This is a genomic window from Cupriavidus sp. WGlv3, from assembly GCF_023952475.1.
Taxonomy (GTDB): Bacteria; Pseudomonadota; Gammaproteobacteria; order Burkholderiales; family Burkholderiaceae; genus Cupriavidus; species Cupriavidus phytorum.
Window position 1 is genome coordinate 535,750 of the sequence record NZ_JALHRX010000002.1, and the last position, 23,603, is coordinate 559,352.

A 23,603-nucleotide genomic window follows, 5' to 3' on the forward strand; every position below is an offset into this window, starting at 1 on the left:
CGCCTCCCGCTCAGTGCTCATGCCCGGCGCTGGCTTTGCCCAGCTCGGACTTGAGGATGAAGCTGTTGGCCGCGGCGTAGCGCGCGCCGGCCTGCAGGCCCTGGGTCACCTCCACCAGCTTGCCGTCGGTGCGCCCGGTCTGGACCGGCTGCACCGCAAACCCGTCCGGCATCGCAACGAACACTACGCTCTGGCCATCGACCTGCTGCACCGCGTCGGCCGCCACCGTCACCGGCGCCTGAACCGGCGCGCCCAGCACGCTCACCGTGACGAACAGCCCGGGGCGCCACGCCGTGCCCGGATTGGCCAGCGTCACGCGCGCCTTGGCGGTGCGGGTCTGCTCGCCCAGCAAGGCGCCGACATAGGACACCTTGCCTTCGGCCTGCGTGTCGGAGGCGCTGGAGTGCACCGTGACCGCCTCGCCCACGCGCACCCGGTCCAGGTCGCGCGCGGACACCACGAACTCGGCCCATACCGAACTCAGATCCGAGACCGTGAAGACGCTCGCGTCTTCCTTGACCGCTTCGCCCAGCGACAGATGCTTCTCGACCACGATGCCGTCGAACGGCGCGCGCAGCACGAACTGGTTCAGCGCGCCGCCGGTGCCGCCGCGCTCGGCGGCGCCGATCGCGGTGAGCTTCTGGCGCGCGTTCTGCACCGCGATCTGCGCCTCTTCCAGCGCGGCGCGCGCCTGCTGGTAGTCCTGCTCGGCGGAGATCTTCTCCTGCCACAGCGTCTTCTCGCGCGCGTAGGTGGCCCGCGCCAGCGCCTCGCGCTTCTGCGCGGCCAGCAGTTCGCTGCGCTGCTCCGCCACCGAGGTGCTGGCAATCAGCGCCAGCACCTCGCCCTTGCGCACCGCCTGGCCCAGGTTGGCCGGCACCGCCTGCGCCACGCCCGCGACGCGCGGCACCACGTGCGCGGTGCGGTCATCGTTGAAGCGGATTTCGCCGGGGAAATCGACGCTGCTGCGCAGCGCCGCGGCGGCGGCGGTGGCCATGCCGATGCCGGCCTGTTCGATCTGCGCGGGCGTCAGTGCGATCACGTGCGGCTTGCCCTCGGCTTGCGGCTGCGCCGCGGGCGCGCTCGCGCCGGCATGTGCAGCGGCCTTTTGCCCTGCCTTGTCCTCCGCCTTGTCCTCCGCCTTCTTGCCGTCCTTGTCGTGCTCGTGCCCATGCTCGTCGCCATGTTCGGCATGCCCGTGCGCGGCCTCGCCGCTGGTGTTGCCGCCCTTGCCGGCGAACAGGATCGCCGCGCCGCCCAAAAGTCCCGCGGCCAGGATGGCCACCACGGCGGCCCGTTGTTGCTTGCTCATTGCCATGTCTGCAGCTTCCGTATCAGTGTCCGAGGATGCGATCGATGCTGGCGGCCGCGTCATAGGTGCGGGCCAGCACGTCCAGGTAGCGGATGCGCGCCTGGAACAGCGTGCGCTGGGCATCCAGCACGTCGAGGAAATTGAACTTGCCGGCCTCGAAGCCGCGCGAGGCGGCGGCGTAGGCCTGCTCGGCCGCCGGCAGCACCGAGGCCTGCAGCGTCTGCGCCGCGGCGCGCGACACCGACAGCTGCGTCGAAGCCTGCTGCAGTTCGCCCCGCAGGCGCACGCGCGCCGCGGCGTGGGCGTCCTGCGCGCCGTCGGCACGGCGCAGCGCCGCGTACAGGTTGCCCTGGTTGCGATCGAACAGCGGCAGTGGAATCGCCACGCCCAGCACCGCCATGTTGCGGTTGGCCTCGTTGTCGCGCTTGGCGCCCAGGCTCACGGTCACGTCGGGATACTGGCGGCTGCGCTGCACCGCCACTTCGGCACGGCGGCGCTCCGCCGCCAGGCGGCTGGCTTCGAGCAGCGGCGAGTCTTCCAGCGCCGCCTGCAACGCGGCCGGCGCGGGCCGCGACGGCAAGGCATCGAGATCGCCCTGCGCCTGCGCAAACCGCGGCACGCTGTCGCCCCACAGCGCCGCCAGCGACTGCCGCGCGGACTGCAGCACGCCGGTGGCCTCGGCCAGCTCCAGCTCGGCGTTGGCCTGCTCCACCCTGGCGCGCGTGGCTTCCAGCGGCGCCACCTTGCCCGCGGCCACGCGCCGGCCCGCGGCGTCGGCGGCCTGGCTGGCGATACCGACCGAGCCCTCGGCCAGGCGGACGCGCTCCTGCGCGACCAACACGCCGAAGAAGCGCGCGATCACCGCGGCGCGCAGCTCGGCCCGGGTGCTGCCCAGCTCGGCCTGCGCCAGCTCGCGCCCGCGCTCGGCCAGGCCGATGCGCGCGGCGCGCTTGCCGCCGAGTTCGATCGGCAGGTTGACCTGCCCGGTGGTCGAGCGCGAGGCCTTGCGCGTGTCTTCCATCGACACCGCCAGTTCCGGATTGGGGATCACGCGCGACTGGATCAGGTCGCCTTCGGTGGCGTCGAGCTCCTTGCCGGCAGCGGACAGCGTGAAGCTGCCGGCTTCAGCCAGCGCCAGCGCGGCATCGAGGGTCAGGGTCTGGGACGCGGCCAGCTGTGGTGCGCCGGGCGGCGCGGCAGCCGGTGGCAACGCCACGGCAGGGGGCGCCGTCTGCGCGACGCCGGGGAAAGGGCTGGATAGCACGGCCGCCAGCCCGAGCGGCAGCAAAAGTCTTCGCATCGAATTGCACCAGGAAAAAACCGGGGAAATTCGGCGAGACGTCTGGCGTCATGCGGTCATGACGCCAGGAAGCGATCGGAATGGATCGGGATAGCGGGGAAGCGTCGTCTCGCCGGCTAAGCGAGACGCGGCCACTGCGGGCGGTCGGGCGCGCGCGCGCTGTGCGAGGAGAAGCTGGGCTGCGGCACCGGCGGCGCCAGCTCCACCCGGCGCAGAGCAGGCACGTCCTGCGCATCGGCCGGCGCGAACGGCAGCGAGGCGATATGGCAGACGCCGCAGTCGGGATCGGCCAGGTTCAGCCTGGCCTTGTCCTGCGCAGGATCGGCTTGCTGGCCCTGCTTGCCGCTGCCGGCCTGGTGCCGGTGCTCGTGGTGGCCGAAATGCGCCTTGGCCGAGGCCGCGACCTCGTGCCCGCAATACGCGGCGGCTCCCGCCCAGGCGAACTGGAGCGGCAGGACGAGCGCAAGGAGGACGAGGAGGAGCCGTTGCATGAATGGTCAGATCTGCACTGCCGGCATGACAACCGGGCGCCGGCAGCGAGCCGCAAGTTTAACCGAGGCACGGCGGGCATTCGGGCAACGGGGTCATTACATTTGCGTCATGGCATTGGCGCGCGCCACCGGACGGCTTATTCAGTATTTTTGAATAACTCATCCGGCAAAGCACCCGCTTTGCTGACGGCTGGACTCCTATAGTTCCCTACATGAACGGCACGCACACAAAGCAACGCCTTCTGACAAATTCAACAAGCTAACGGAGAACCACCATGACCAAGACCACCCGCCTCGCTTCCGCCCTGCTGCTGACCCTGGCCGCGCTGGGCGCCGCCCAGGCCGCCACCGCCGCCGAAGCCCTGCCCGGCGACAAGTACGGCTACAGCTTCCGCAGCACCGTGCCGGGCGACAAGTATGGTTATGAATTCCGCAGCCACGACGCCTTCACCGACGGCGCCCGCGCCGGCAAGGCGGATCCGTTCACCGACGGCGCCCGCACCGGCAAGGCCGACCCCTTCACCGACGGCGCCCGCACCGTCGCCGGCCTGGACCGCAGCGGCGTGTCGGCATCGCCTGCCCGCAGCTTCGACACCTTTACCGAAGGCAGCCGCACCGGCAAGTTCGACCCCTACGGCGAATGCGCCCGCGCCTGAGCGGCCAACGCCTCACGCCAGCGAGAGAAAATCAGCAAGAAGGCCAGCGCCAGCGCTGGCCTTTTGTCATTCGTCGCGCCCCAGCCTGTGCATGGCCTCGCGCAGCGTGCGCATCTGCGCGCTGAAGCGGGTGCACGCATCGCAGATCGCCAGGTGCGAGCGCACGCGCAGCCGCTCCGTCCAGGACAGCGGCAGGTCCAGGCTTTTCATGGTCAGGTGGTGGACCTCTTCGCAGTCCGGCAGCAGCCGGCGCGGCGGGCGGGAGGGTGGGGTTTCCGGCATCTTGGTCCGTGACGGTTCGCTGGGGTGGGCGTTGGCGGGCTCAGCTCGCCTTGCCGGGGCGGCCGCGCTGGCCGAACCAGTGCAGTTCCAGGCATTCGCGCAGGCGCATGCGGGCCCGGTAGAGCATCGCCCAGGCATTGGTCGCGCTGATCTGCAAATGCTGACAGATTTCTTCGGTGTCCAGCTCCAGCCATTCCCGCATCATGAAGATGCGGCCGGTGCGCGCCGGCAGGCGGTCCACGCATAGCTGCAGGATCTCGAAAAACTCGCGGCGTTCGAACGCGCGCTCCGGATCGCCCCAGTCGGAGGGCGGGTCCTGGTAGTGGCCGTTGCGCGTGAACGGGGCGTCGAAGGCGTCGTCGTCGGACTGCGGCTGGCCATCGCCGTCGGTGGCAAGCGCCAGCCTGACCTCGCGCCTGCCGCTGCGCAGCGCGTCGATGATCTTGTGCTTGAGGATGCCGACCAGGTAGGTGCGCAGCGCCGACTGGCCGGCAAAGCGCTCCGGATGCTCGAGCGCGGCCAGCAGCGTTTCCGAGACGGCATCCTCGGCCACCGCCTCGTCGCGCAGCTGCAGGCGCGCGAAGCGCAACAGGTAGGGGCGTAGCGTCTGCAGTTCGGCGGGGTCAAGGCTCATCGGGGATCGGGGGCGGTTGCCTGGACGGATGCGCCATCATACCTGCGCCCTCCCCTTTGCCGGTATGCCCCAGTGGTCAGCCAATTCCGCGGAATTGCCCGCACAGGCGAAAAACGTCCATCGACAGCGGAATCTCCCTGGCCTTGCCGTAGCGCGTTGCCAGCTTCAGCAGTTCCTTGATGTCGCGCCCGCTCGCGGTGGGGTAGGCGTCGGTCAGCGCATCGATCAGCGCATCGTCCAGTTCCGCGCCGAACTGCGCCGCCTGCAGCCGCCACAGCCGCACGGCATCCTCGCGGCACGGCGTGGTGTAGTGGATGGTGGCGATGCAGCGCGACAGGATGGCATCGTCGACGTCGCCGATGCGGTTGGTGGTCATGAACAGCAGGCCGCTGAAGTACTCCAGCGTGCGCAGGAACTCGGCGACGATGGCGTTGTGCTCGAGGTCGTTGTCGCGGCGGCGGATATAGACGTCGGCTTCGTCCAGCAGCAGGATCGCGTTCCAGCGCATGGCGCGGCGCAGGATGGTCATCAGCGTGGCCCCCACCGACGCCGCGGTGGTGCCCAGCTGGCCTGAGTGCACGCGGTACAGCGGCTTGCCGACCACCTCGGCATAGACCTCGGCGGTCAGCGTCTTGCCCAGGCCGGGCGCGCCCTGGCACAGGATGGTAGTGCCGCCGGACTTGCCCGGCACGAAGTCCGGCGCCAGCATGTCCATGTGCGAGGTCAGGATGTCGATCAGGTCGCGGTGGTGCGCGGGCAGCACCAGCTTGTCGCGCAGCGCGGGCTGGTAGCGGTACTCGGCCAGGTGCTGCACGTGGACCCAGATATTGCGGTGCCACTCCAGGTGGAACAGGTGCACGTAGCCATGCAGCGGCACCCGCTCGAAGCCCTCCATGATGCCCGCCTCGCGCCAGAACGAGGGGTCGCAGGTCATCTCGAAACGGCGCTCCAGCCGCTCCTCGTCGTTCACGCAGCGCGCGCTCGTGCCATCGGCGATCGGGATCAGCTCCGCCGCGCCCTTGGCATCGACCGAGAACGCCGCGCGCGTCGCGACGAACTGCGCGCCGAAGCCGCGCTGGCAGCGCACGAAGCGCTGCGCGTGCTGTTCATATTCCTGGCGGAATTCCGCGCACTCCTTGTAGAAGCCGAATTCGGCCAGCAACTCCGGGATGGTGCGGTTGGCAATATCGTCGCGGGTGATCACCATCGAGGTGGTCATGCCGGAGCGGCGCAGGTGGTGGTCGGTCAGCGCGGAATTGGCCGACTGCATCGTATTGGCGAGCAGGTCCACCACCACGTAGGCCATGCCCTGCTCGGGCAATACATAACGCATGCGGCGCACCAGCCAGGGCAGCAGCACGCCGTCGCGGTTGCGCTGGTACAGCCAGCCGTCGATGGCATCGCGCGACAGGTAGGCGGCCAGCCCCGCCACCAGCTGGTCCAGCCCCGGAATCACCCGTGCCTGCGGCGCGTTGTAGATGTTGTCCAGCGCCAGCATCTGAAACATCAGCGCGCGCTCGTTCTGGGTCTTGCTGAGCGTATAGAGCGAACTGAGCGCATGCGCATCGAACAGCTTGCTCGATACCAGCATATTGCCGTGGCACACACCGTGTTGCTGCAGTTGCCGGGCCAGCGGCGAACCGGTTTCGATCATCGCCAGCAGGGGATGGATCAGCGCCTCCGGAATCTCGAAATCCATGTACCGCACTCCAGTTCAATGGCGTGGCCGCGCCCGGCCAGCGGCCAGGGTTTCACTGCAGGAAGAAATCGATCGCGCGCTCGACCACCGGCGCATGGATGACATGCGGCCCGTCGAACTCGACGTATTCCACGTCATAGCCCGCGGCGCGCAGCCTGGCCGCATGCGCGCGCCCGCTGGCAATCGGCAATTGCTCATCCGCCAGCCCGTGCGCGACAAATACCTTGGGAATGCCGGTCTGCATGAACACCGACATGAAACCGCCGGAGAATGCGATCACATGGCTGGCGATATCGCCGTTGGTAATGCCAAGCGACAGCGCATAGCTGGCGCCATCCGAGAATCCGGCAAAGGCCAGCCGTTGCGGATCGATCCGGTAGCGCGATGTCACCGCGCTCAGCGCCTGGTGCAGCCGCTGCAGGTCTGGCCCGTTGCCGCCAATGACGATGTCCCAGGTGGGATAAAGCGAATGCGGCGCCAGCACCAGGAAGCGGTGCCGCTGCGCATGGGCTTCGAGATGCGGCAGGACTTTTTCGGGAAAACCGCCGGCGCCGTGGAACATGACCATGAGGGGCACTGGGGCCTGGGCTGCCAGTCCTTCCGGGACGAACAGCACGGCATCGCGTTCCTCGGCTACGCCAAGCCGGTGCCGGCCGGCGTACAGCGGCCCGGCATGCGGCGTCGCGGCGGCAAAGGACAAGCGGCCGAACAGGGACGGGTCGAGCATGGCGTCTCCGGCGGGGCGGCTGCGTGGCCGCACCGATATGGTGATATTTTGTATATTACATACAAACACCACTCCGCGCTAGCCGATCCCGCAGGGCACAGAGGGATCGATGCCCTACGCTTCCCGCGCCACCCGCGCCTGTATCGCAGCGGCAAGCTTCATCAGCGGCACCGCCAGCGTGGCTTCGACAGCGGCGGGCTCCTGCGGCGTGGCGATGCTTACGTTGAGCACATGGACCGCATAGCCTTCGAAGCGCATCGGTGCCGCGATGGCTACGACCTGAGGCTGCCATGACGCGACGCAGTAGCCCTTCTCATGCACCGAGGCCACCGCGGCCTCGATCTGCCGGCGCAGTTCACCCCAGCCCCGGCCGCGGTTCTTGTCGGCCAGGACCCGCATCATCGCGCTGAAGGCTTCGGGGGACAGCGTTGCAAGGTGCGCGCGGCCGAGGGAGGTCAGCGCCATCGGGATGCGCTGTCCGCTCACCACCGTGCGCAGCGACTGGCGCCGGTTGTAGCGGAACGATTCCAGGTAGACCATCTCGTCGGCCTCGGCCACCGCCAGCCCGACATTGATGCGGTGCTGCATGGCGACCTCGACCATCATCGGCGTGGCCGCCTTGAGGACCTGCGAGCTGTCGCGCATCGCATGTGCCATGCAGAGGACCGGGACACCGAGGCGGTAGGCGCGGGATGTCGGGATGTACTCGAGCATGCCGGTCTCGACCAGCGATTGTGTCAGGCGGCTGACCGTCGAGCGCGACAGCCCGGTACGCTCGGCAATCTCGCCGTTGCCGAGCACGGAGGAGCCGGCACGGAAGGCACGCAGCACGGCAATGCCGCGTTCGAGCGAACGGTTGGGCGTGGCCTTGCCCTTGCCTGGCTTGATCCGTTCGGTATTGACGATGCTGTTTGCCATGACCCGGAGTTGCTGCTTGCCATCATGCGGTTGGAAGGCGGCATCCAGCGCCCAGCGCGACTATGCGTGCTGGCGACCCGCCGCATCGCTGGCACCGTAGCATATCCGCGCAGCTTGTCCGGGCCACTAGCCAAACAGCGTGACCGCCGGCGCCGTCTCGACGCTCCAGATCTGCTGCGCCAGCCGGCGCGCGCCATCTGCGCCGATCACCGGCGACGCCAGCTCCATCAGCTTGCCGTCGAGGTCGGCGTCGGTCAGCGGATCCTCCGGATCGCCCTTGCGGTTGGGCTGCAGGTAGTCTGCCGTGGCACCGTCCGTCGTTTCGAACTCGACCCTTGCCGCGCGCTTGCCAGGAAACCAGCCGTCGATGACGGGGTCGACCTCGACCGTCATGCAGTCCATCAGCCGGCGCGTCTCGCGGTCCCGCAACCGTTCCGGTGTATAAGCCGACAGCCGCACGCTGCCATGCACCAGCGCGGCGGCGACGATGAACCTGAGGCTGAACCTGGCTTCGTTCTCGCTGCTGGGGTCGAGATAGCAGGCGATATCCAGCGCCGGACGATAGGTGGCGACACGGATGCGGCGGATCTGGGCGGTTTCGATGCCCAGCCGCGCTTTCAGCGCCAGCGCGCCGTCGATGGCCGCGAAGGTATGGCCGCAGCCAATGTGGTTCTTGAAGGTCAGCCGGCAAATATGGAAGTCTTGCCCGAGCGTCGAGGCCAGCCCGTTCCAGTCGGGGCCATCCGACATCGCCCGCCCCATGCCGGTGTCACCGTCGAGCACATCGAGCGAACCTGTGATGCCGGCAACGGCGGCGCGGGCGGCAAGCAACCCGCCCTCCGCAGCCCGGCCCGCGTGCAGCGGCTTGGACATCGAGTCCATGCGGAACGCCTGCTGCAGTCCGGCGGCGAAGGTCGCCGCGGTGGCCAGCGCGTGGGCCAGCTGCGCCTCGCTTGCGCCATAAAGGAAGGCCGCGGCCGCCGCCGCGCCGAAAGTGCCGACGGTAGCAGTGCTGTGCCAGAAGCGATAGTGGGCCCGGCCCAGCACGACGCCGATGCGCGTTGACACTTCATAGCCCACCACGATGGCCTTGAGCAGCGTCTCGCCGCTGGCGCCCACGTCCTGCGACGCCGCCATGGCGGCGGCGATGGTCGCTGCGCCGGGGTGATACATCGCATCACGGAAACTGTCGTCGATCTCCGCCGCGTGGGCGGCAGCGCCATTGAGCAGCGCCGCAGCGCGCGCGGTGGCGCGTTGCCCCATCGGCAGCATGGCGTTGCCGCGGCCAAGCTCTTCTGCCAGCACGCCCTGCAGGCGCTGGACCGCCTCGGTGCCGATGCCGGGGAACAGCGCCGCGTGCCAGTCGACCAGCGCGCGCTTCGCATGATGCAGCACCTCGGGGGCTAGCGGCCCTGCCTTGATCGTACTGAAGAAGGGCCCGAAGGCTTCGGTTGCGTGCAAGATGGATCCTCCTCAGCCGGCCTGCGCCGGGATGCCTGCGGATTGCTGCAGCCAGGGCTGCAGCAATGTGTTGACTCGTGCGTGGGCCTCATACTGGACCCAATGCCCGGCGCCGGGCACCACGCTGACCCGGACTTGCGCTGCATCGGCCGATGTGCCGCGCGAGTCCCGGGCGATCGCGGCAAGCGCTTCGGGCGACATGGTGACATCGGCTTCGCCCCAGATCATCCATACCGGGCCGGGAAAGTGCGCAAGCGCCTGCTGCAATCCGCCCGCGCGCGAGATCGACTTGCTGTGGAAGCGCGTCGCGCGACACGCGCGCGTGTGGATGGCCACCGCTTCGCCATCGATGGCGGCCGGATTGTTAATCATGAAGGCTGCCAGGTTGTGGCGCATGGCCTCGGCAAGCGACTGCGGATCCGGACAGCGGCGCCAGTCGAGCAACTCCCGCGCCATCCGGCGCGGACCGCCGTGGCCGGCCGGCCCGAGCAACGCCAGCCGGCCGACTTCGACATCGCCACGGCCATCGCGGGTGGCGAGATGCGCCGCCACCAGCGCGCCGAAGGAAAATCCCACCACGTCGACGCGGCCCGGCGACAGCTGCGCCAGCGACCGGGCCAGCACCTCGACCAGTCCCGGCAGGTCGGCGCGCGGTGCCGCACCCGATTCGCCAAAGCCGGGCATGTCCGGCACCAGCAGCCGGCGGGTGCGGGACCACGGCCCGATATTGCGCGCCCAGTGCTGCCAGTTGCCATGGCCGCCATGTAGCAGCACGGTCGCCGGGCCTTCGCCAAAGCTGCGCCAGACGACGTCGCAGCCATCGACCGAAGTCGCCAGCACATCCTTGCGCTCGCTGCACATGGCCGTACCCGTCAAGGCTTGTCGTGGCCGGCCAGCACCGCCACGCCGTCGGCGGCCACCACGCCCTGCCCTGCGGGCAGCACGAAGACGGGATTGATCTCGGCCTCGACCAGCTGGTCGCCCAGCGTGGCGACCATGCGCGAGAAGGCGACGATCGCCTCGGCCAGCGCGTCCACATCCGCCTTCGGCCGGCCACGGAAGCCCTGCAGCAACGGGGTGGTCTTCAGGCGCCCGATCATCGCCAGCGCGGCGTCGCGGGTCAGTCCCCCCTCGCCAGGCAGCAGCCGCAGCGTGGTATCGCCGAACAGCTCCGCGGTCACGCCGCCCATGCCGAGCAGGATCGCAGTGCCGAGCGCGTCGCGGTGCATGCCGAGAATCACTTCGACGCCGCCCTTGACCATTTCCTGCACCAGGAAGCGTTGGGGCGCGATCCCCGTGGCCGACTGCACATCGCTCGCCATTCTTGCCAGCCGGCTTGCCACCTCTGCCGGCGGGACATTGACGGCCACGCCACCGACATCGCTCTTGTGGGTAATCTCGGCCGAAAGGATCTTCAGCACGACATTGCCGCTGAAGCCTTGCGCCGCCGCCGTGGCCTCGGCGCCATCGGCAACCACCACCTCCTTTGCGACCGGTACGCCGAAACCGGCGAACAAGGTCTTGGCCGCGGCTTCGTCGATCGAACCGGTGCCATAAGCGCCGAGATCCGGCAACGGCAGCGTGGGGGTGCCCGCTTCGTCAACCGCGCGGAGCTTGCCGGCACGCAGCATCGCATCGATCGCCACCGTGCACGCCTCCGGCGCGGAAAACGCCGGCACGCCACGACGATTCAGCAGCGACGCGACTTCGGGCGCATGCGGGCTCACGTAAGCAATCACCGGTTTGTCGCTGTCGGGCAGGCAGTCGCGAATGGCATTGGCCATCAGGTCCGGCATCGCCAGGCTGGACGAGCCGACGATCACTGCCACCGCGTCATAGCTCGGGCTCTCGAGCAAGATGCGGATCGCGGCGCGCAGCAGGTCAGGCTGTAGCCCGGCCAGGGTGACGTCGATCGGGTTGCGGTCGAGCGCGGCGTGGTCCCCCTGCTGCAGCGCGCGCAACTTCGCCGCGGTTGCCTCGTCCGGCGCCGGTGTCTCGAAGCCGGCCACGCCCAGGCTGTCAGAGACCAGCGTGCCGGCGCCGCCGGTCGAGGTCAGGATCGCCACACGGTTGCCGGTCAGCTTGCGCCCGGTGGCCAGGGCGGCGGGCATGTCGAGCAGGTCCGAGAAAGTCTGCGCGCGAATCACGCCAACCTGTTCGAACAGCGCGTCGTACATGCGATCCGCACCGGCCAGTGCGCCGGTATGCGACACCGCGGCGCGCGCGCCGCTTTCGGAGCGGCCGATCTTGAACGCCACCACCGGCTTGCCGGCGCGCGCGGCCTTCAGCGCAGCACGGCGGAATGTTTTCGGGTTGCGCACGCTTTCGACATACAGCGCGATCACGCGGGTAGCCTCGTCATCGGCGAGGTAATCGATAAAGTCGGCCAGATCCAGGTCGACTTCGTTGCTGGTCGAAACCAGCTTGGACAGCCCGATGCCGCGCGCCGCGGCGCGCGACAGCAAGGCGCCGAGGATGCCGCCGCTTTGCGACACCACGCCGATGCTGCCGGCCGGGAACTGGTCCATCTCCAGCGCGCCGCTGGCCGACAGCGGGATATTGTCGGTCAGGTTGACCAGGCCGATGGTATTGGGCCCCAGCAGGCGCATGCTGCCGGCCGCCTCGATCAGCTGGGCCTGGCGCCGCGCGCCCTCGGCGCCGGTCTCGGTATAGCCGCTCGCCAGCACGATCGCCGCGCCCGCGCCGCGCGCCGCCAGGTCGCGCACCGCCAGGTGGGCCCGTTCAGCGCCCAGCAGCACGATGCCGACGTCCGGCACTTCGGGCAGCGAGGCAATGTCGGGATAGCAGCGCAGCCCGTCGATCGACTCGACCTTGGGGTTGACCGGGTAGATCGCCCCGCTGAAGCCATGCTTGCGCAGGTAGGAAACCGGGCGGCCGGCGGTCTTGGCGGGATCGGCGGAAGCGCCGATCACGGCAACGCTGCGCGGCGTGACGAGTCGTTGGATCGCATTCATGGTGTCAGGCCCGGGCGGCAGCGGTCTTGTTCAGGAAAGCCAGCACCGACTCGCGATGCTCGGTGCTGGTGTAGCAGATGCCCTGCGCCTGGCTGCCCTGCGCGAAGACCTGGTCGGCGGGCAGTTCGAAGGACTGGTTCATGATGCTCTTGCCCAGCGCGATCGCGGTGGCCGAGCCCTGGCCCAGTTCCGCCGCCCAGGCCAGCGCGTCGTCGATCAGCGCTTCGGGCTGGCTCAGGCGGTCGGCGATGCCGAGGGCCTTGGCTTCCCGCGCCTCGACCTTGCGGCCCGTGAAGACCAGTTCCTTTGCCGTCGACAGCCCCACGCGGCGCGGCAGGAAATACATGCCGCCACCATCGGGGATCAGGCCCCGGTTGATATAGGACCAGGAGAACGACGCCGATTCGGACGCCAGCACGAAATCGCAGCACAGCGCGGTATCGGCACCCAGCCCGGCCGCGGCACCGTTGACCGCGGCGATGGTGGGCTTGGGCATGGTGTGGAGCAGCTTGACGGTGTGATGGACCCGCTGCTGGCGGCTCCAGCCGTTGAAACCCACCTCGCCCTGCGGCGCTTCCATGCGGCGTTGCATGCCGGCCACGTCGCCGCCGGCGCAGAAGCCCTTGCCGTTGCCGGTAAGCACCAGCGCGCGGATGGCCCGGTCCGCCGCCACGCGCTCGAGCGCGTCGATGAACTCCGAGCGCATGTCGTCGCTGATGGCATTGCGCTTGTCGGGGCGGTTGAAGGCAAGCAGCGCGATGCCGGCTTCGATCTTCAGTTCAATCAGGGAATAGTCATTCATGGTTGTGTCGGTTCCGTGCGTGTCCGTATGTGTGTGGTCGGTGCGATGTGTTCTGGACGCGTGCCGCGTTCAGTCGGCGGTGATGTTGGCTTCCTGGATCACCTTGCTCCAGCGCACGCTCTCGGCCTTGACGTAGCGGCCGAACTCGTCCGGCGTGCCGCCACCGATGGCTAGCCCCTCCTGCTCGGCGCGCTTGCGGAACGCCTCGGTATGCACGGCCTTCCTGGCCGCGGCGTTCAGCCGCGTGATCACCGCAGGTGGCGTGCCCGCGGGCACGAACAGGCCATACCAGCTATCCGCCGCGTAGTTCGGCACACCGCTTTCCGCGATCGTCGGCACCTGGCTCAATGCCGGCGCCTGCGAGCGCTGCGCGGTCGTGACCGCCACCGCGCGCAGCTTGCCGCTGTGCAGGTGCGGTGCGACCGCGGCCGCGGTGGCGAACATCACATCGACCTGCCCGCCAAGCAGGTCCGTGATCGCCGGGCCGGCGCCACGGTAAGGAATGTGGTTCATCTCGACCCTGGCCATCTTCTTGAACAACTCGCCGGCCAGATGCGCCGAAGTGCCGGGGCCTTGCGAGGCATAGTTCAGCTTGCCGGGACTGGCCTTGGCAGCCTTGACCAGGTCCTGCACGCTCTTGATGGGGCTATCCGGCTTCACCACCAGCACGTTGGGCGAGCGGCCCACCAGCATCACCGGCGCGAACGCCTTCTCCGTATCGAACGGCAGCTTCTTGTGGAGGCTGGGGTTGACCGCGTGCGCCATGGTCGCCATCACCAGCGTGTAGCCGTCGGGCGGACTCTTGGCCACCGCATCGGTGCCGATGATGGTGCCGCCGCCCGGCTTGTTCTCGACGACGACGGGCTGGCCCAGCGCCTCGCCCATGGTGACGCCCATCGCCCGCGCCACCAGGTCCGTGCCACCGCCGGCAGCGAACGGCACCACCAGGCGGATGGGCTTGTCGGGGAAGGCTGCGAGTGCGGGCAAGGGCGCCGCCGTGGCGATGAGGGATGGGATCGCTGCCGTGGCAAGCCAGCGGAAGAGCCCGGTACGGAACGGATGCATGCTGTGTCTCCTGGAACAAGTCGGAACGCCGCGGCCATCGGACTGCATGCACCGGGCGCGTTTCTTTGTTACAGGCAGCTTAGGTCGTGGCGGGCCGTTGCACAGCCCTGCAATTCCATTGCATGGAATTGTTGTTGCATTCGCATGCGGCAGAACGAAGACAGCTTGCGCACGCTGATGCCAGTGGGACAAATCAGGTTGTTACCGGTCCGGGATTCGGCCAGTACGGTGGTGGCAACAATTGCTTGGCGGCAACGAGCGCCACCCACCGAAATGCGTGATGATGCGAACGGATTTACCCCGCCCAGTCGGAGGGAATCCCTTCTTTACCGCCGAACATTGCCGGCGGCTCCCGACTTTCCACTGTCTGTCTCATCCGCCACCAGGTTGCGGTCAGCGACCAGCCTGCTCCAGCGTGCCAGCTCCTGTCGAATAAACCCTTGGAAGTCCGCAGGGCCCGCGTGCACGACCTTGAACCCGTAACCTGAAAGTACCTCGTTCTTCGACAAATCGGACAGGACATGCTTCACCGCCAGATCGAGTTTCTCGATTCTTTCCCGCGCGGTGCCCTTGGGAGCCAGAACGCCATACCACCCGGTGACCAGCATGTTCTGCAACCCTGCTTCCGCAAAGGTGGGCGTCTCGGGCGCGATTGGCAGACGCGTGTCGTTCGCAATCGCCAGTGCCCGCAACTTCCCGGATTTGACGTGCCTGAGACTATCGGCCCCCGCGAACACCGCGTCCACGTCACCGCTGATCGCTGCCGTGACCGCCTGGACGCCGCCGTGGTACGGCACATGGGTCACTTGAATCGCGGCGGATTGCGAGAGCAACTCGATGGCGAGATGGCTGGTATTTCCGTATCCGGACGATGCCACGGTTACCGGGCGGGACTTCGCGCGCACGATCAGGTCGGATACAGAAGTGATTTCCGAAGTGGCGCCCACATACAGAACCAAGGGTTGCTTTGCCAGCAGAGAAACTGGCTGGAAATCACTGACGGGGTCGTAGCCGGCCGACCGGCTCACGAGTGGCCCGATCGCGTAGGCAGCCAGGGCGAGCACAAGGGTATAGCCATCGTTCCTGGCGCGTTGTACGTGGCGCAAGGCGATCTGTCCGCCCGCGCCTGGCTTGTATTGAAGCACCACAGGCACGCCCAGCGCGGTCTGCAGTCCGTCGCCAAGCGGGCGCGCCATCAGATCCGCCGGCCCTCCCGGGGGATAAGGCACGACGATGGTGATGGGTTGATCCGGGTAGCCGGCCCACGCTGGCTGAACCGACGCGATCGTTGCTCCCACCACGAACCAGCCGCCGGATCGCATTATTGCTGCGAGTCTTTGCACAATCAAAACAGGTGAAAAATTAAGCCATTGTCGCCAGGCGATCGGGGCCGGCAGAGGTATTTAAGTATTTACTGGGCGGACTACGGAAGGCTGCCACGCGATCAATCCAACACCGCAGGCGCATGGGCGAGTGTCGATTATGTGTCGACATGGGCGATTTGGTAAGATGCGGCCTCCCGGCTGCGCCTGCAAGCTAGCCCTTTTTTTGCACATTGGTCCCGATATCGGTGCTTTCCATGTTTTTTCCGCAGGCGGGAGTACGCCTAGGCTTTGATTCCACATGGGAGGCAGGCGACCGGCTGTTCGGCCGCGGCTGGCTGATGCAGGACGATGGTTGCAAGGTGTCCGTGCTCGGTGTCTGGCCTGCCAACGATCCCTCCGCCCCGGCCGCGCTTGACCGGCTCGGTCACGAATATGCGCTTCGTGACACCATCGATGCGACCTGGGCCGCCCGCCCGCTAAGGCTCCTGCGCGAGCGCGATACGGCAGTGCTGCTGCTCGACGATCCCGGCGGTGAGCCACTCGCCCACCTGTTGGGTGGGCCGATGGACCCGGCGATGTTTCTCGACATTGCCGTGGCGGTAACCATGGCGGTCAGCCATCTCCATCAGCGCGGCCTGATCCACAAGGATTTGAAGCCCGCCCATGTTTTGGTGGCGCCGGACCGGCGCCAGGTCTGGTTGACGGGCTTCGGCATCGCGTCGCGAGTGCCGCGCGGCGCCCAGGCACGTGCGGACATCAGTGACATCTCCGGTACGCTGCCCTATATGGCGCCAGAACAGACGGGCCGGATGAATCGCGCTATCGACGCACGCAGCGACCTGTATGCCTTGGGTGTTACCCTTTACCAGATGCTTACCGGTGTGCTGCCCTTCGTCGCCAGTGAACCCCTGGACTGGGTCCATGCACACCTGGCGCGCTCGCCGTGGCCGCCGGCAGAGCGCAACCCAGCCGTGCCTGCGATGCTTTCGGCGCTTGTCATGAAGCTCCTGGCGAAAGCTCCCGAGGAACGCTACCAGACGGCCGCAGGCCTGGTGCGCGACCTGCAGCACTGCCGCCGGGCGTTGTCGGCGCAGGGGCAGATTGCATCGTTCGATCTGGGGCAGCGCGACCTTTCGGACGCCTGGGTCATCCCCGACCGCCTCTATGGTCGCGAGCAAGCCATGGCGACGCTGGTGGAAGCGTACGAGCGCGTGGCCTCCACCGGGCGCAGCGAAATCGTGATGGTTACCGGCCATTCTGGCGTAGGCAAGACGTCGCTGATGCGGTCGTTTGCTGGCGCGGTTGCCGGGCGCGGCGGGATCCATGCCGCCGGCAAGGCCGACGCGCCGGTTGACTTGGCGGCCGAGGCGCCCGTCGATGCGGGCGTACGGCTGCCCTATGCAACGCTCGCGCGCGCGCTCAGCGGCCTGTTGCGCATTGGACTGGCAGATCACGCGGCCGACATGGCTCCCTGGCGCACCGTCATCGCGCAGGCGCTGGGGCCGAACGCCGGTGCGCTGGTGCCCTTGCTGCCCGAACTGAAGACGCTGCTCGGTCCGGTACCGTGGATGCGAGAAACGCCGTCGCGCGAAACCGGGCCGCAGGTGCGGCTTGCGCTGCGCAACCTCGTGGCCGCTCTCGCGAGAACCGCGCGGCCGCTGACGCTGTGCCTCGACGACATCCAGTGGCTCGACGACGAAAGTGTCACGCTGCTGCACCAGATGCTGACCGATCCGGGCACGCCAGACCTGCTGGTGGTCTGCACCTGTCGCAGCCACGAAGGCGCAGACGACCAGAGCGCGATCCACGGTGTCGATGCGTTACGCGCGGACGGCGCCGCCGTGGTCCATGTCGAGCTGGGTTGTCTCGGCGAATCCGACCTGCGGCAGCTCGTCGCCGACGCGCTCCATTGCAATACCGACACGAGTGCGCCGCTTGCGCGACTGGTGATGGAGAAGACGGCAGGCAATGCGTTCTTCGCCACGCAGTTCATCAGCGAGCTGTTCCACGAGGGGTTGCTGCACTTCGATCACGGCGCGGCACGCTGGACCTGGGACCTCGACCAGCTCGCCGCCAAGGCGCTGACCGACAACGTGGTAGCGCTGATGGTGGGACGGATCGACCGGCTGGCGGCCGGCACGCGATCGGCGCTGGCCCTGCTTGCCTGCCTTGGCAACGACACCACGGTCGACACGCTGGCGCGCGGCTGGCCCGGCGACGCCCGCGAACTGGAGCCCGCGGTCGGGGAAGCCGTGCGCGCTGGGCTGGTCTCGTGCAGGGAGAACGTGCTGCGCTTCTCCCACGACCGAGTCCTCGAAGCGGCCTATTCGCGCATCGCCGAGCCAACGCGGCAGGCCTTCCATTTGCGTGTCGGCCGGCTGCTGCTCGAGCGCACGCCGTCCGACGAGATTGACGCGAACGTCTTTACCATCGTCGGACAGTTGAACCGCGCGACCGAGAGCATCGAGATACAGGAAGAGCGCGACAGGCTCGCGGAACTCAACCTGGTTGCCGCCTTGCGCGCCAAGTCCGCATGCGCCAACACCGCGGCGCTGCACTATCTGTCGATCGGACTCGCGCTGCTGGGCGAACACGGCTTCGCGCGGCACCAGGATCTCGCCTTCGCCTTGACGCTGCACATGGCCGAAAGCGAGTTTCTCACCGGGGATTCGGCGCGCGCAGAGCATCGGCTGGAGTCACTGGCCGCGCGGACCTCGTCGATCACCGCGCTAGCCGTCCTCACGCAACTCCAGCTGGGCCTTCTGATGACCGGCGGGCGCCGTGCCGAAGCGGTCACGGTTGGGCTGGCCTACCTGCGGCGTGCCGGGGTCGAATGGGCATCGCATCCGACTGCAACGGCATTGGCGCACGAGGAGGCGCTGTTCGCCCGCCACCTCGGCGAGCGCGAGATCGCCGAACTGGCTTCGCTGCCCCCGATGACGGACCCCGATGCGCTCGCGACGATGCGCGTGCTGATTGCGCTGGTGCAGCCGGCCTGGTACACCGACGATCAGTTGCGCAGGCTTGTGCTGCTGCGCATGGTCAACCTGAGCCTGGCGCATGGCAACAGCGACGAATCGGCCCTGGCCTATGCATGGGTGGCCATGCTGCACGTGGCCGCCTCCACCGATGAGCCGGCCGGCGCCGCGTTCGAGCGGCTGTCGCTCGAGGTTGCGGAACGGCGGGGCATCGATCGGATACGCGCACGGGTGTATCAAGTCGTTGGCGGGAATCTTCTGCACTGGTCCAAGCCGCTGCGCGTCGCGCGCGGCCTCGTGCGTCAGGCATTGGCGTTGACGCAGCAGATCGGCGACCTCACCTATGCCGCCTACATCCGCAGCAACCTGATGACGCATGCGCTGGCGATCGGAGATCCGCTCGCCAGCGTGCAACGCGATGCCGACTCGGGCAGCGTTTTCGCATGGGGGCCGCGCTTCACGCTGGTAGCAGACCGCCTTGCGCCCCAACGTCAGCTCGTCCGTACGCTGCGCGGATTGACGCCGGTGTTCGGTCGCTTCGACGCCAAGGATTTCAGCGAAGCCGCGTTCGAAGCCCGGTTGCGCGGCGACGTGGGCCTGCTGCTGGTGTCATGCTGGTACGGGATCCGCAAGCTGCAGGCTCGCTATCTGGCTGGCGCCGCGGCCGAGGCACTGGATGCGGCCGAGCAGGCGCGCCCGCTTCTGTGGACCTCGCCGGCCTATTTCGAGCAGGCCGAGTACCATTTTTACGCCGCGCTGGCACGCGCGGCGTGCTGCAATCCCGCCGTCGAGGGTGAACTCACCGCGCACCTTCCCGCCCTGGCAGGGCACCACTGGCAGTTGGCGCAATGGGCACGGCGCTGTCCGGCGACGTTTGCGCACCGGGCCACGCTGGTCCAGGCGGAGATTGCCCGGCTCGAAGGACGCGACATCGACGCGATGCGCGGCTACGAGTCGGCTATCGCCTTGGCACGCGAAAGCGACCTGATCCACATTCAGGCGCTGGCGAACGAACTGGCGGCGCGCTTTTATCTGGATCGTCGGCTCGATAACGTGGCGATGGTGTACTTGCGCCAGGCGCGTCACGGTTACCTGCGTTGGGGTGCAGACGCCAAGGTCTGGCAGCTCGATATGCAATATCCCGCGCTGGCAGCCGATGCGGGAGCCGCCCTTGCCTCCACGCCGTCGATGGGCACGATTGGCGCGCCGCTCCAGCATCTGGACCTGGCCACGGTGATCGCGATCTCGGAGGCGATTTCGGGCGAGACCGGGCTGGAACGGCTGCTGGCGACGCTGATCCGGACCGCAATCGAGCAGGCCGGCGCGACGCGGGGGCTGCTCATCTTGCCCGAAGGCGCCGAACATCACGTTGCAGCCGAGGCTGCCGTGCGGGAGGAAACGGTCATGGTGACATTGTCCGTGCGACCGCTCGATGCGGCCGATATGCCGGTGGCGATGATCGAGCACGTGCTGGAATCTCGCGAGCACGTGGTCATGAACGATGGATCCGCCAGCGGGGCCTTTTCCGCCGACCCCTTTGTTTGCCAACGCCGGGCACGTTCGATGCTGTGCCTGCCGCTGCTGAATCAAGGCAGGCTGACCGGAGTGCTTTATCTTGAAAACGCACTTGCGCCAGGCGTGTTCGTTCCGGCACGGATCGAGGTGATCAAGCTGCTGGCGTTCCAGGCGGCCAGTGCCATTGAGAACAGCCGGCTTTCTGAGCACCGCCGACGCGCAGATGAATCCCTGCGTCAGGCCCATGCAGAGTTGGCTCACGCAAGCCGCGTCACGACACTCAACGCGCTGACAGCGTCAATCGCCCATGAGGTGAGCCAGCCAATCGCGGCATTGACCATCGAGGCACGCGCCGCGCTACGGTGGCTCAATCGCAAGCAACCGGACCTCGAGCAGGCGGTCGCAGCCCTGGATGCCATTGTCGAGCAAGGAGAACGCGCTGGCAGCGTTATCGCGGGCATGCGCGCGATGCTGCGCAAGGCCGGGCCGCAAGCGCAGCGGATCAATCTCAACGAGATGATCGCCGAGACGCTGCCGCTCTTCGCCGGCGAACTGGATCGCACCCAGGTCATCCTGAAAACCGAACTGCTGCCGGCGCTACCCTTGGTGTGGGCTGACAAGATCCAGTTGCAGCAAGTGTTGCTGAATCTGGTGATCAATGCCGTCGAGGCAATGCGCGAGATCCTCGAGCATTCACGCGAACTCACTGTACGCACCGCAGTCAGCCCGGCGCATGAAGTCGTGGTCACGGTGCACGACGTCGGTGTCGGCCTGCCTGCCGATACGGAGCAGGTGTTCCAGCCTTTCTACACGACCAAGGCCGAAGGCCTGGGCATGGGCCTGTCGATCTGTCGCGCCATCCTCGAAGCGCATGGTGGGCGCCTGCACGCGTGGCCGAACCGGCCACGGGGCGCCGTATTCGAGTTCACATTACAGGCCACCGAAACCGCGCCCGAAGGGAACTGCGGCGTTCCGTCGTAATGGAAGGGAGGGGATGCGGAACTGGATTTGCATTGGCCACCCTTCTTGCCAGCCCCGTCCTATACTCCGCATCACACCCTTCACCCAAACCCAAACCATGGATTACACCCCCGGCATCAGCCACCTCGCCAGCCTGCTCGCCGATCCCGGCCGTGCCGCCATGCTATGGGCGCTGATGGACGGCAGCGCCCGGCCCGCCGGCGAGCTGGCGTTGATCGCCGGCCTGTCGGCGTCTTCGACCAGCGGGCACCTGGCGCGCTTGTCCGAAGGCGGCCTGCTGGTGGCGGAGACGCGCGGGCGCAACCGCTATTACCGGCTGGCGGCGCCGGAGATCGGGGTGGCGATCGAGGCGCTGGCGTCGGCGTCGCTGGCAAGCCAGCCGCCGCGGCTGCGGGCGGTGCCGGTGTCGCGCACGGCGCCGCCGGCGCTGCGCCAGGCGCGCACCTGCTATGACCACCTGGCGGGCGAGATGGCGGTGGGGCTGTTCGAGCGCATGACGCTGTCGCGCTGGCTGATGCTGGACGGGCCGCGCGTCGAGCTCAGCGGCGACGGCGCGCAGGCGCTGGCGCGGCTGGGCGTGGACGTGGATGCGGCGCGCCGCAAGCGGCGGCAGTTTGCCTGCACCTGTCCGGACTGGAGCGAGCGCAAGCCGCACCTGGGCGGCGCGCTGGGCGCGGCGCTGCTGGGCAGCCTGCTGGCGCGCGGCTGGATCGAGCCCACGCGCACCTCGCGCGCGCTGCGCGTGACACCGGCGGGCCAACGCGAGATCATCCGCATCGCGGCCTAGCGCGCCGCGGCAACCGGAGAAAAAAGATGGCCACACCGCTGGACGACGACACGCAGGACGCGATCGCGCGTTTCTTCGCCCTGATCAACCTCGGCGACAGCGCCCAGACCTCGGCACAGCAGGCGATGTTCGAGGATGCCCTGCTCGATGCCGAGGACGACGACACCGACGGGCCGGAACTGCTGTGGGTGATCCGCGAGGTGATCGACTGGCAGTCCGGGTTCTTTGTCGACTGGAAGGATGCGCAGTCCTTTATCGGCTGCCTGACCCAGCTGTGCGAGCGCATGGACCTGGAGCTCGACTGGGGCACCGACGACCCCGAGGACGAGGCCTTCCTGGAGAGCACCAGCGTGCCGGAACTGATGGAGCTGGCGCACAACCAGCTACGCGTGGCCGGCTATACGCTGTGGAACTGGGATACCGGCGGCGACGCCTACGCCGGCTGGATCACGCGCAGCGAGGATGACGAAGAGATGCTGGATCTGGCCGAAATCCTGCGCTTCGAGGTGCGGCCGGCGGACCAGCCTTATTGAACGCCGGCCGGCGGGCTTACCGGCCCCGCCCCGGCCGCGCCGTGCGCCTAGTCGAACAGGATCACCGAGCGCGCCAGTTCGCCGCGGCGCAGTTCGTCGAAGGCGTCGTTGATGCGTTCCAGCGGCAGCCGCTGCGCGATCAGGTCGTCCAGGTGCAGGCGGCCGGCCATGTAGAAATCGACCATGCGCGGCATGTCCACCGGGAAGCGGTTGGAGCCCATCAGCGAGCCCTGGATGCGCTTCTCGCCCAGGAAATCACTGCCCTTCAGCTCGATCTTGACGCCCGGCGCGATCATGCCGATGACCGTGGCAGTGCCGCCGCGGCGCAGCATGGCAAAGGCCTGCTCGGTGGTCTCCTTCAGGCCGATGGCCTCGAAGGCATGGTGCACGCCCCCGCCGGTAAGCGTGCGCACCGCATCCGGCACATTGCCCTCGCTGGCGTCGATCACGTCGGTTGCGCCGAACTTGCGGGCCAGCTCGCGCTTGCCGGGCACCCGGTCGATGGCGATGATGCGGCCCGCGCCGGCGATGGCGGCGCTGTTGACCGTGGCCAGCCCGATGCCGCCGCAGCCGATCACGGCGACGGTCTCGCCCGGCTGCACTCTGGCGGTATGGATCACGGCGCCCATGCCGGTGGTCACTGCGCAGCCGATCAGCGCGGCGCGGTCCAGCGGCATGTCGCGCCGGATCGCCACCAGCGCGTGCTCGTGGATCAGCATCTGCTCAGCGAAGGCGGACAAGTTCAGGAACTGGTGCATGGCGTGGCCATGCGCGGCCTGCAAGCGCGGCTCCTCCTCTTCGCGGCGTCGGGTATCGGGCTCGGCGCATAGCGACAGGTGGCCGGTCAGGCAATGCTCGCAATGGCCGCAGTAGGCCGACAGGCAGGTGATCACGTGGTCGCCGGGCTTGACCGTGCGAACTTCAGAGCCGACCTGCTCGACCACGCCTGCGGCCTCGTGGCCCGGGATGGTGGGGACGGGATGCGGGTAGGCGCCGTCCACGAAATGCAGGTCGGAGTGGCACACGCCGACGGCGGCGGTACGCACCAGCACTTCGCGCGGTCCCGGCTTGCCGATGGCCACGTCTTCGATCACCAGCGGCGTCCTGGGTTGATGCAGCACTGCAGCTTTCATGGAATTCCTCCGGACGGGAGCTACGGTGC

Annotated in this window: 19 protein-coding genes; 4 read left to right on the forward strand and 15 right to left on the reverse strand. The window is 68.0% G+C overall.

Annotation, left to right across the window (positions count from 1 at the left end; all coding sequences use genetic code 11):
• Positions 1 to 10 precede the first annotated feature (10 nt).
• From MKD38_RS05870 to czcI, 3 genes are all read right to left on the reverse strand, one after another.
• On the reverse strand, positions 11 to 1,318 hold the full coding sequence (locus tag MKD38_RS05870) for an efflux RND transporter periplasmic adaptor subunit (RefSeq protein ID WP_252675192.1): 1,308 nt from the start codon (positions 1,316 to 1,318) through the stop codon (positions 11 to 13).
• A 16-nt stretch (positions 1,319 to 1,334) separates the two neighbouring features.
• On the reverse strand, positions 1,335 to 2,612 hold the full coding sequence (locus tag MKD38_RS05875; RefSeq protein ID WP_252675193.1) for a TolC family protein: 1,278 nt from the start codon (positions 2,610 to 2,612) through the stop codon (positions 1,335 to 1,337).
• 116 nt (positions 2,613 to 2,728) lie between these two features.
• Positions 2,729 to 3,103, reverse strand: a complete 375-nt coding sequence (gene czcI / locus MKD38_RS05880; RefSeq protein ID WP_252675194.1) for a cation efflux protein, CzcI family — start codon at positions 3,101 to 3,103, stop codon at positions 2,729 to 2,731.
• Between the two features lie 275 nt (positions 3,104 to 3,378).
• Here czcI and MKD38_RS05885 point away from each other — a divergent pair, with 275 nt between their 5' ends.
• Positions 3,379 to 3,759 (forward strand): hypothetical protein, encoded by a 381-nt coding sequence (locus tag MKD38_RS05885; RefSeq protein WP_252675195.1) that lies wholly within the window; start codon positions 3,379 to 3,381, stop codon positions 3,757 to 3,759.
• A gap of 66 nt (positions 3,760 to 3,825) precedes the next feature.
• On the opposite strand, the gene MKD38_RS05890 is transcribed toward MKD38_RS05885, so the two are convergent.
• The 11 genes from MKD38_RS05890 to MKD38_RS05940 all read right to left on the reverse strand — a co-directional run bounded on the left by MKD38_RS05890 (position 3,826) and on the right by MKD38_RS05940 (position 15,644).
• Positions 3,826 to 4,041 carry a zf-HC2 domain-containing protein gene (locus MKD38_RS05890; protein ID WP_092314587.1) on the reverse strand — a complete coding sequence of 72 codons (216 nt, stop codon included), beginning with the start codon at positions 4,039 to 4,041 and terminating at the stop codon, positions 3,826 to 3,828.
• Between the two features lie 40 nt (positions 4,042 to 4,081).
• Positions 4,082 to 4,675 carry a sigma-70 family RNA polymerase sigma factor gene (locus tag MKD38_RS05895; protein WP_252675196.1) on the reverse strand — a complete coding sequence of 198 codons (594 nt, stop codon included), beginning with the start codon at positions 4,673 to 4,675 and terminating at the stop codon, positions 4,082 to 4,084.
• A 76-nt stretch (positions 4,676 to 4,751) separates the two neighbouring features.
• A complete protein-coding gene (locus MKD38_RS05900; protein ID WP_252675197.1) occupies positions 4,752 to 6,374 on the reverse strand; it encodes an ATP-binding protein in 1,623 nt (540 codons plus the stop codon).
• A gap of 52 nt (positions 6,375 to 6,426) precedes the next feature.
• Positions 6,427 to 7,101: an alpha/beta hydrolase gene (locus MKD38_RS05905; protein ID WP_252675198.1), complete on the reverse strand. Its 675-nt coding sequence runs from the start codon at positions 7,099 to 7,101 to the stop codon at positions 6,427 to 6,429.
• Between the two features lie 114 nt (positions 7,102 to 7,215).
• Positions 7,216 to 8,019 carry an IclR family transcriptional regulator gene (locus tag MKD38_RS05910; protein ID WP_252675199.1) on the reverse strand — a complete coding sequence of 268 codons (804 nt, stop codon included), beginning with the start codon at positions 8,017 to 8,019 and terminating at the stop codon, positions 7,216 to 7,218.
• 126 nt (positions 8,020 to 8,145) lie between these two features.
• Positions 8,146 to 9,480, reverse strand: coding sequence for an MmgE/PrpD family protein (locus tag MKD38_RS05915; protein WP_252675200.1), 1,335 nt, complete (start codon positions 9,478 to 9,480; stop codon positions 8,146 to 8,148).
• 12 nt (positions 9,481 to 9,492) lie between these two features.
• On the reverse strand, positions 9,493 to 10,356 hold the full coding sequence (locus MKD38_RS05920) for an alpha/beta fold hydrolase (protein ID WP_252675201.1): 864 nt from the start codon (positions 10,354 to 10,356) through the stop codon (positions 9,493 to 9,495).
• The gene (locus MKD38_RS05925; RefSeq protein WP_252675202.1) at positions 10,353 to 12,455 is read right to left on the reverse strand and encodes an acetate--CoA ligase family protein; all 2,103 of its coding nucleotides are present in this window, start codon (positions 12,453 to 12,455) and stop codon (positions 10,353 to 10,355) included. Before MKD38_RS05925 ends, MKD38_RS05920 begins: the two co-directional genes overlap by 4 nt.
• Positions 12,456 to 12,459: 4 nt before the next feature.
• A complete protein-coding gene (locus MKD38_RS05930) occupies positions 12,460 to 13,257 on the reverse strand; it encodes an enoyl-CoA hydratase/isomerase family protein (protein WP_252675203.1) in 798 nt (265 codons plus the stop codon).
• A gap of 69 nt (positions 13,258 to 13,326) precedes the next feature.
• Positions 13,327 to 14,322 (reverse strand): tripartite tricarboxylate transporter substrate binding protein, encoded by a 996-nt coding sequence (locus MKD38_RS05935; protein ID WP_252675204.1) that lies wholly within the window; start codon positions 14,320 to 14,322, stop codon positions 13,327 to 13,329.
• 326 nt (positions 14,323 to 14,648) lie between these two features.
• Positions 14,649 to 15,644 carry a Bug family tripartite tricarboxylate transporter substrate binding protein gene (locus MKD38_RS05940; RefSeq protein WP_252675205.1) on the reverse strand — a complete coding sequence of 332 codons (996 nt, stop codon included), beginning with the start codon at positions 15,642 to 15,644 and terminating at the stop codon, positions 14,649 to 14,651.
• A gap of 257 nt (positions 15,645 to 15,901) precedes the next feature.
• Here MKD38_RS05940 and MKD38_RS05945 point away from each other — a divergent pair, with 257 nt between their 5' ends.
• The 3 genes from MKD38_RS05945 to MKD38_RS05955 all read left to right on the forward strand — a co-directional run bounded on the left by MKD38_RS05945 (position 15,902) and on the right by MKD38_RS05955 (position 22,441).
• Positions 15,902 to 21,121 (forward strand): trifunctional serine/threonine-protein kinase/ATP-binding protein/sensor histidine kinase, encoded by a 5,220-nt coding sequence (locus tag MKD38_RS05945; protein WP_252675206.1) that lies wholly within the window; start codon positions 15,902 to 15,904, stop codon positions 21,119 to 21,121.
• Positions 21,122 to 21,218: 97 nt separating this feature from the next.
• Positions 21,219 to 21,908 carry an ArsR/SmtB family transcription factor gene (locus tag MKD38_RS05950; RefSeq protein ID WP_252675207.1) on the forward strand — a complete coding sequence of 230 codons (690 nt, stop codon included), beginning with the start codon at positions 21,219 to 21,221 and terminating at the stop codon, positions 21,906 to 21,908.
• 26 nt (positions 21,909 to 21,934) lie between these two features.
• The gene (locus tag MKD38_RS05955) at positions 21,935 to 22,441 is read left to right on the forward strand and encodes a DUF6630 family protein (protein ID WP_252675208.1); all 507 of its coding nucleotides are present in this window, start codon (positions 21,935 to 21,937) and stop codon (positions 22,439 to 22,441) included.
• Between the two features lie 47 nt (positions 22,442 to 22,488).
• Here the strand turns inward: MKD38_RS05955 and MKD38_RS05960 are convergent, their stop codons facing one another.
• Positions 22,489 to 23,574, reverse strand: a complete 1,086-nt coding sequence (locus tag MKD38_RS05960) for a Zn-dependent alcohol dehydrogenase (protein ID WP_252675209.1) — start codon at positions 23,572 to 23,574, stop codon at positions 22,489 to 22,491.
• Between the last annotated feature and the right edge of the window lie 29 nt (positions 23,575 to 23,603).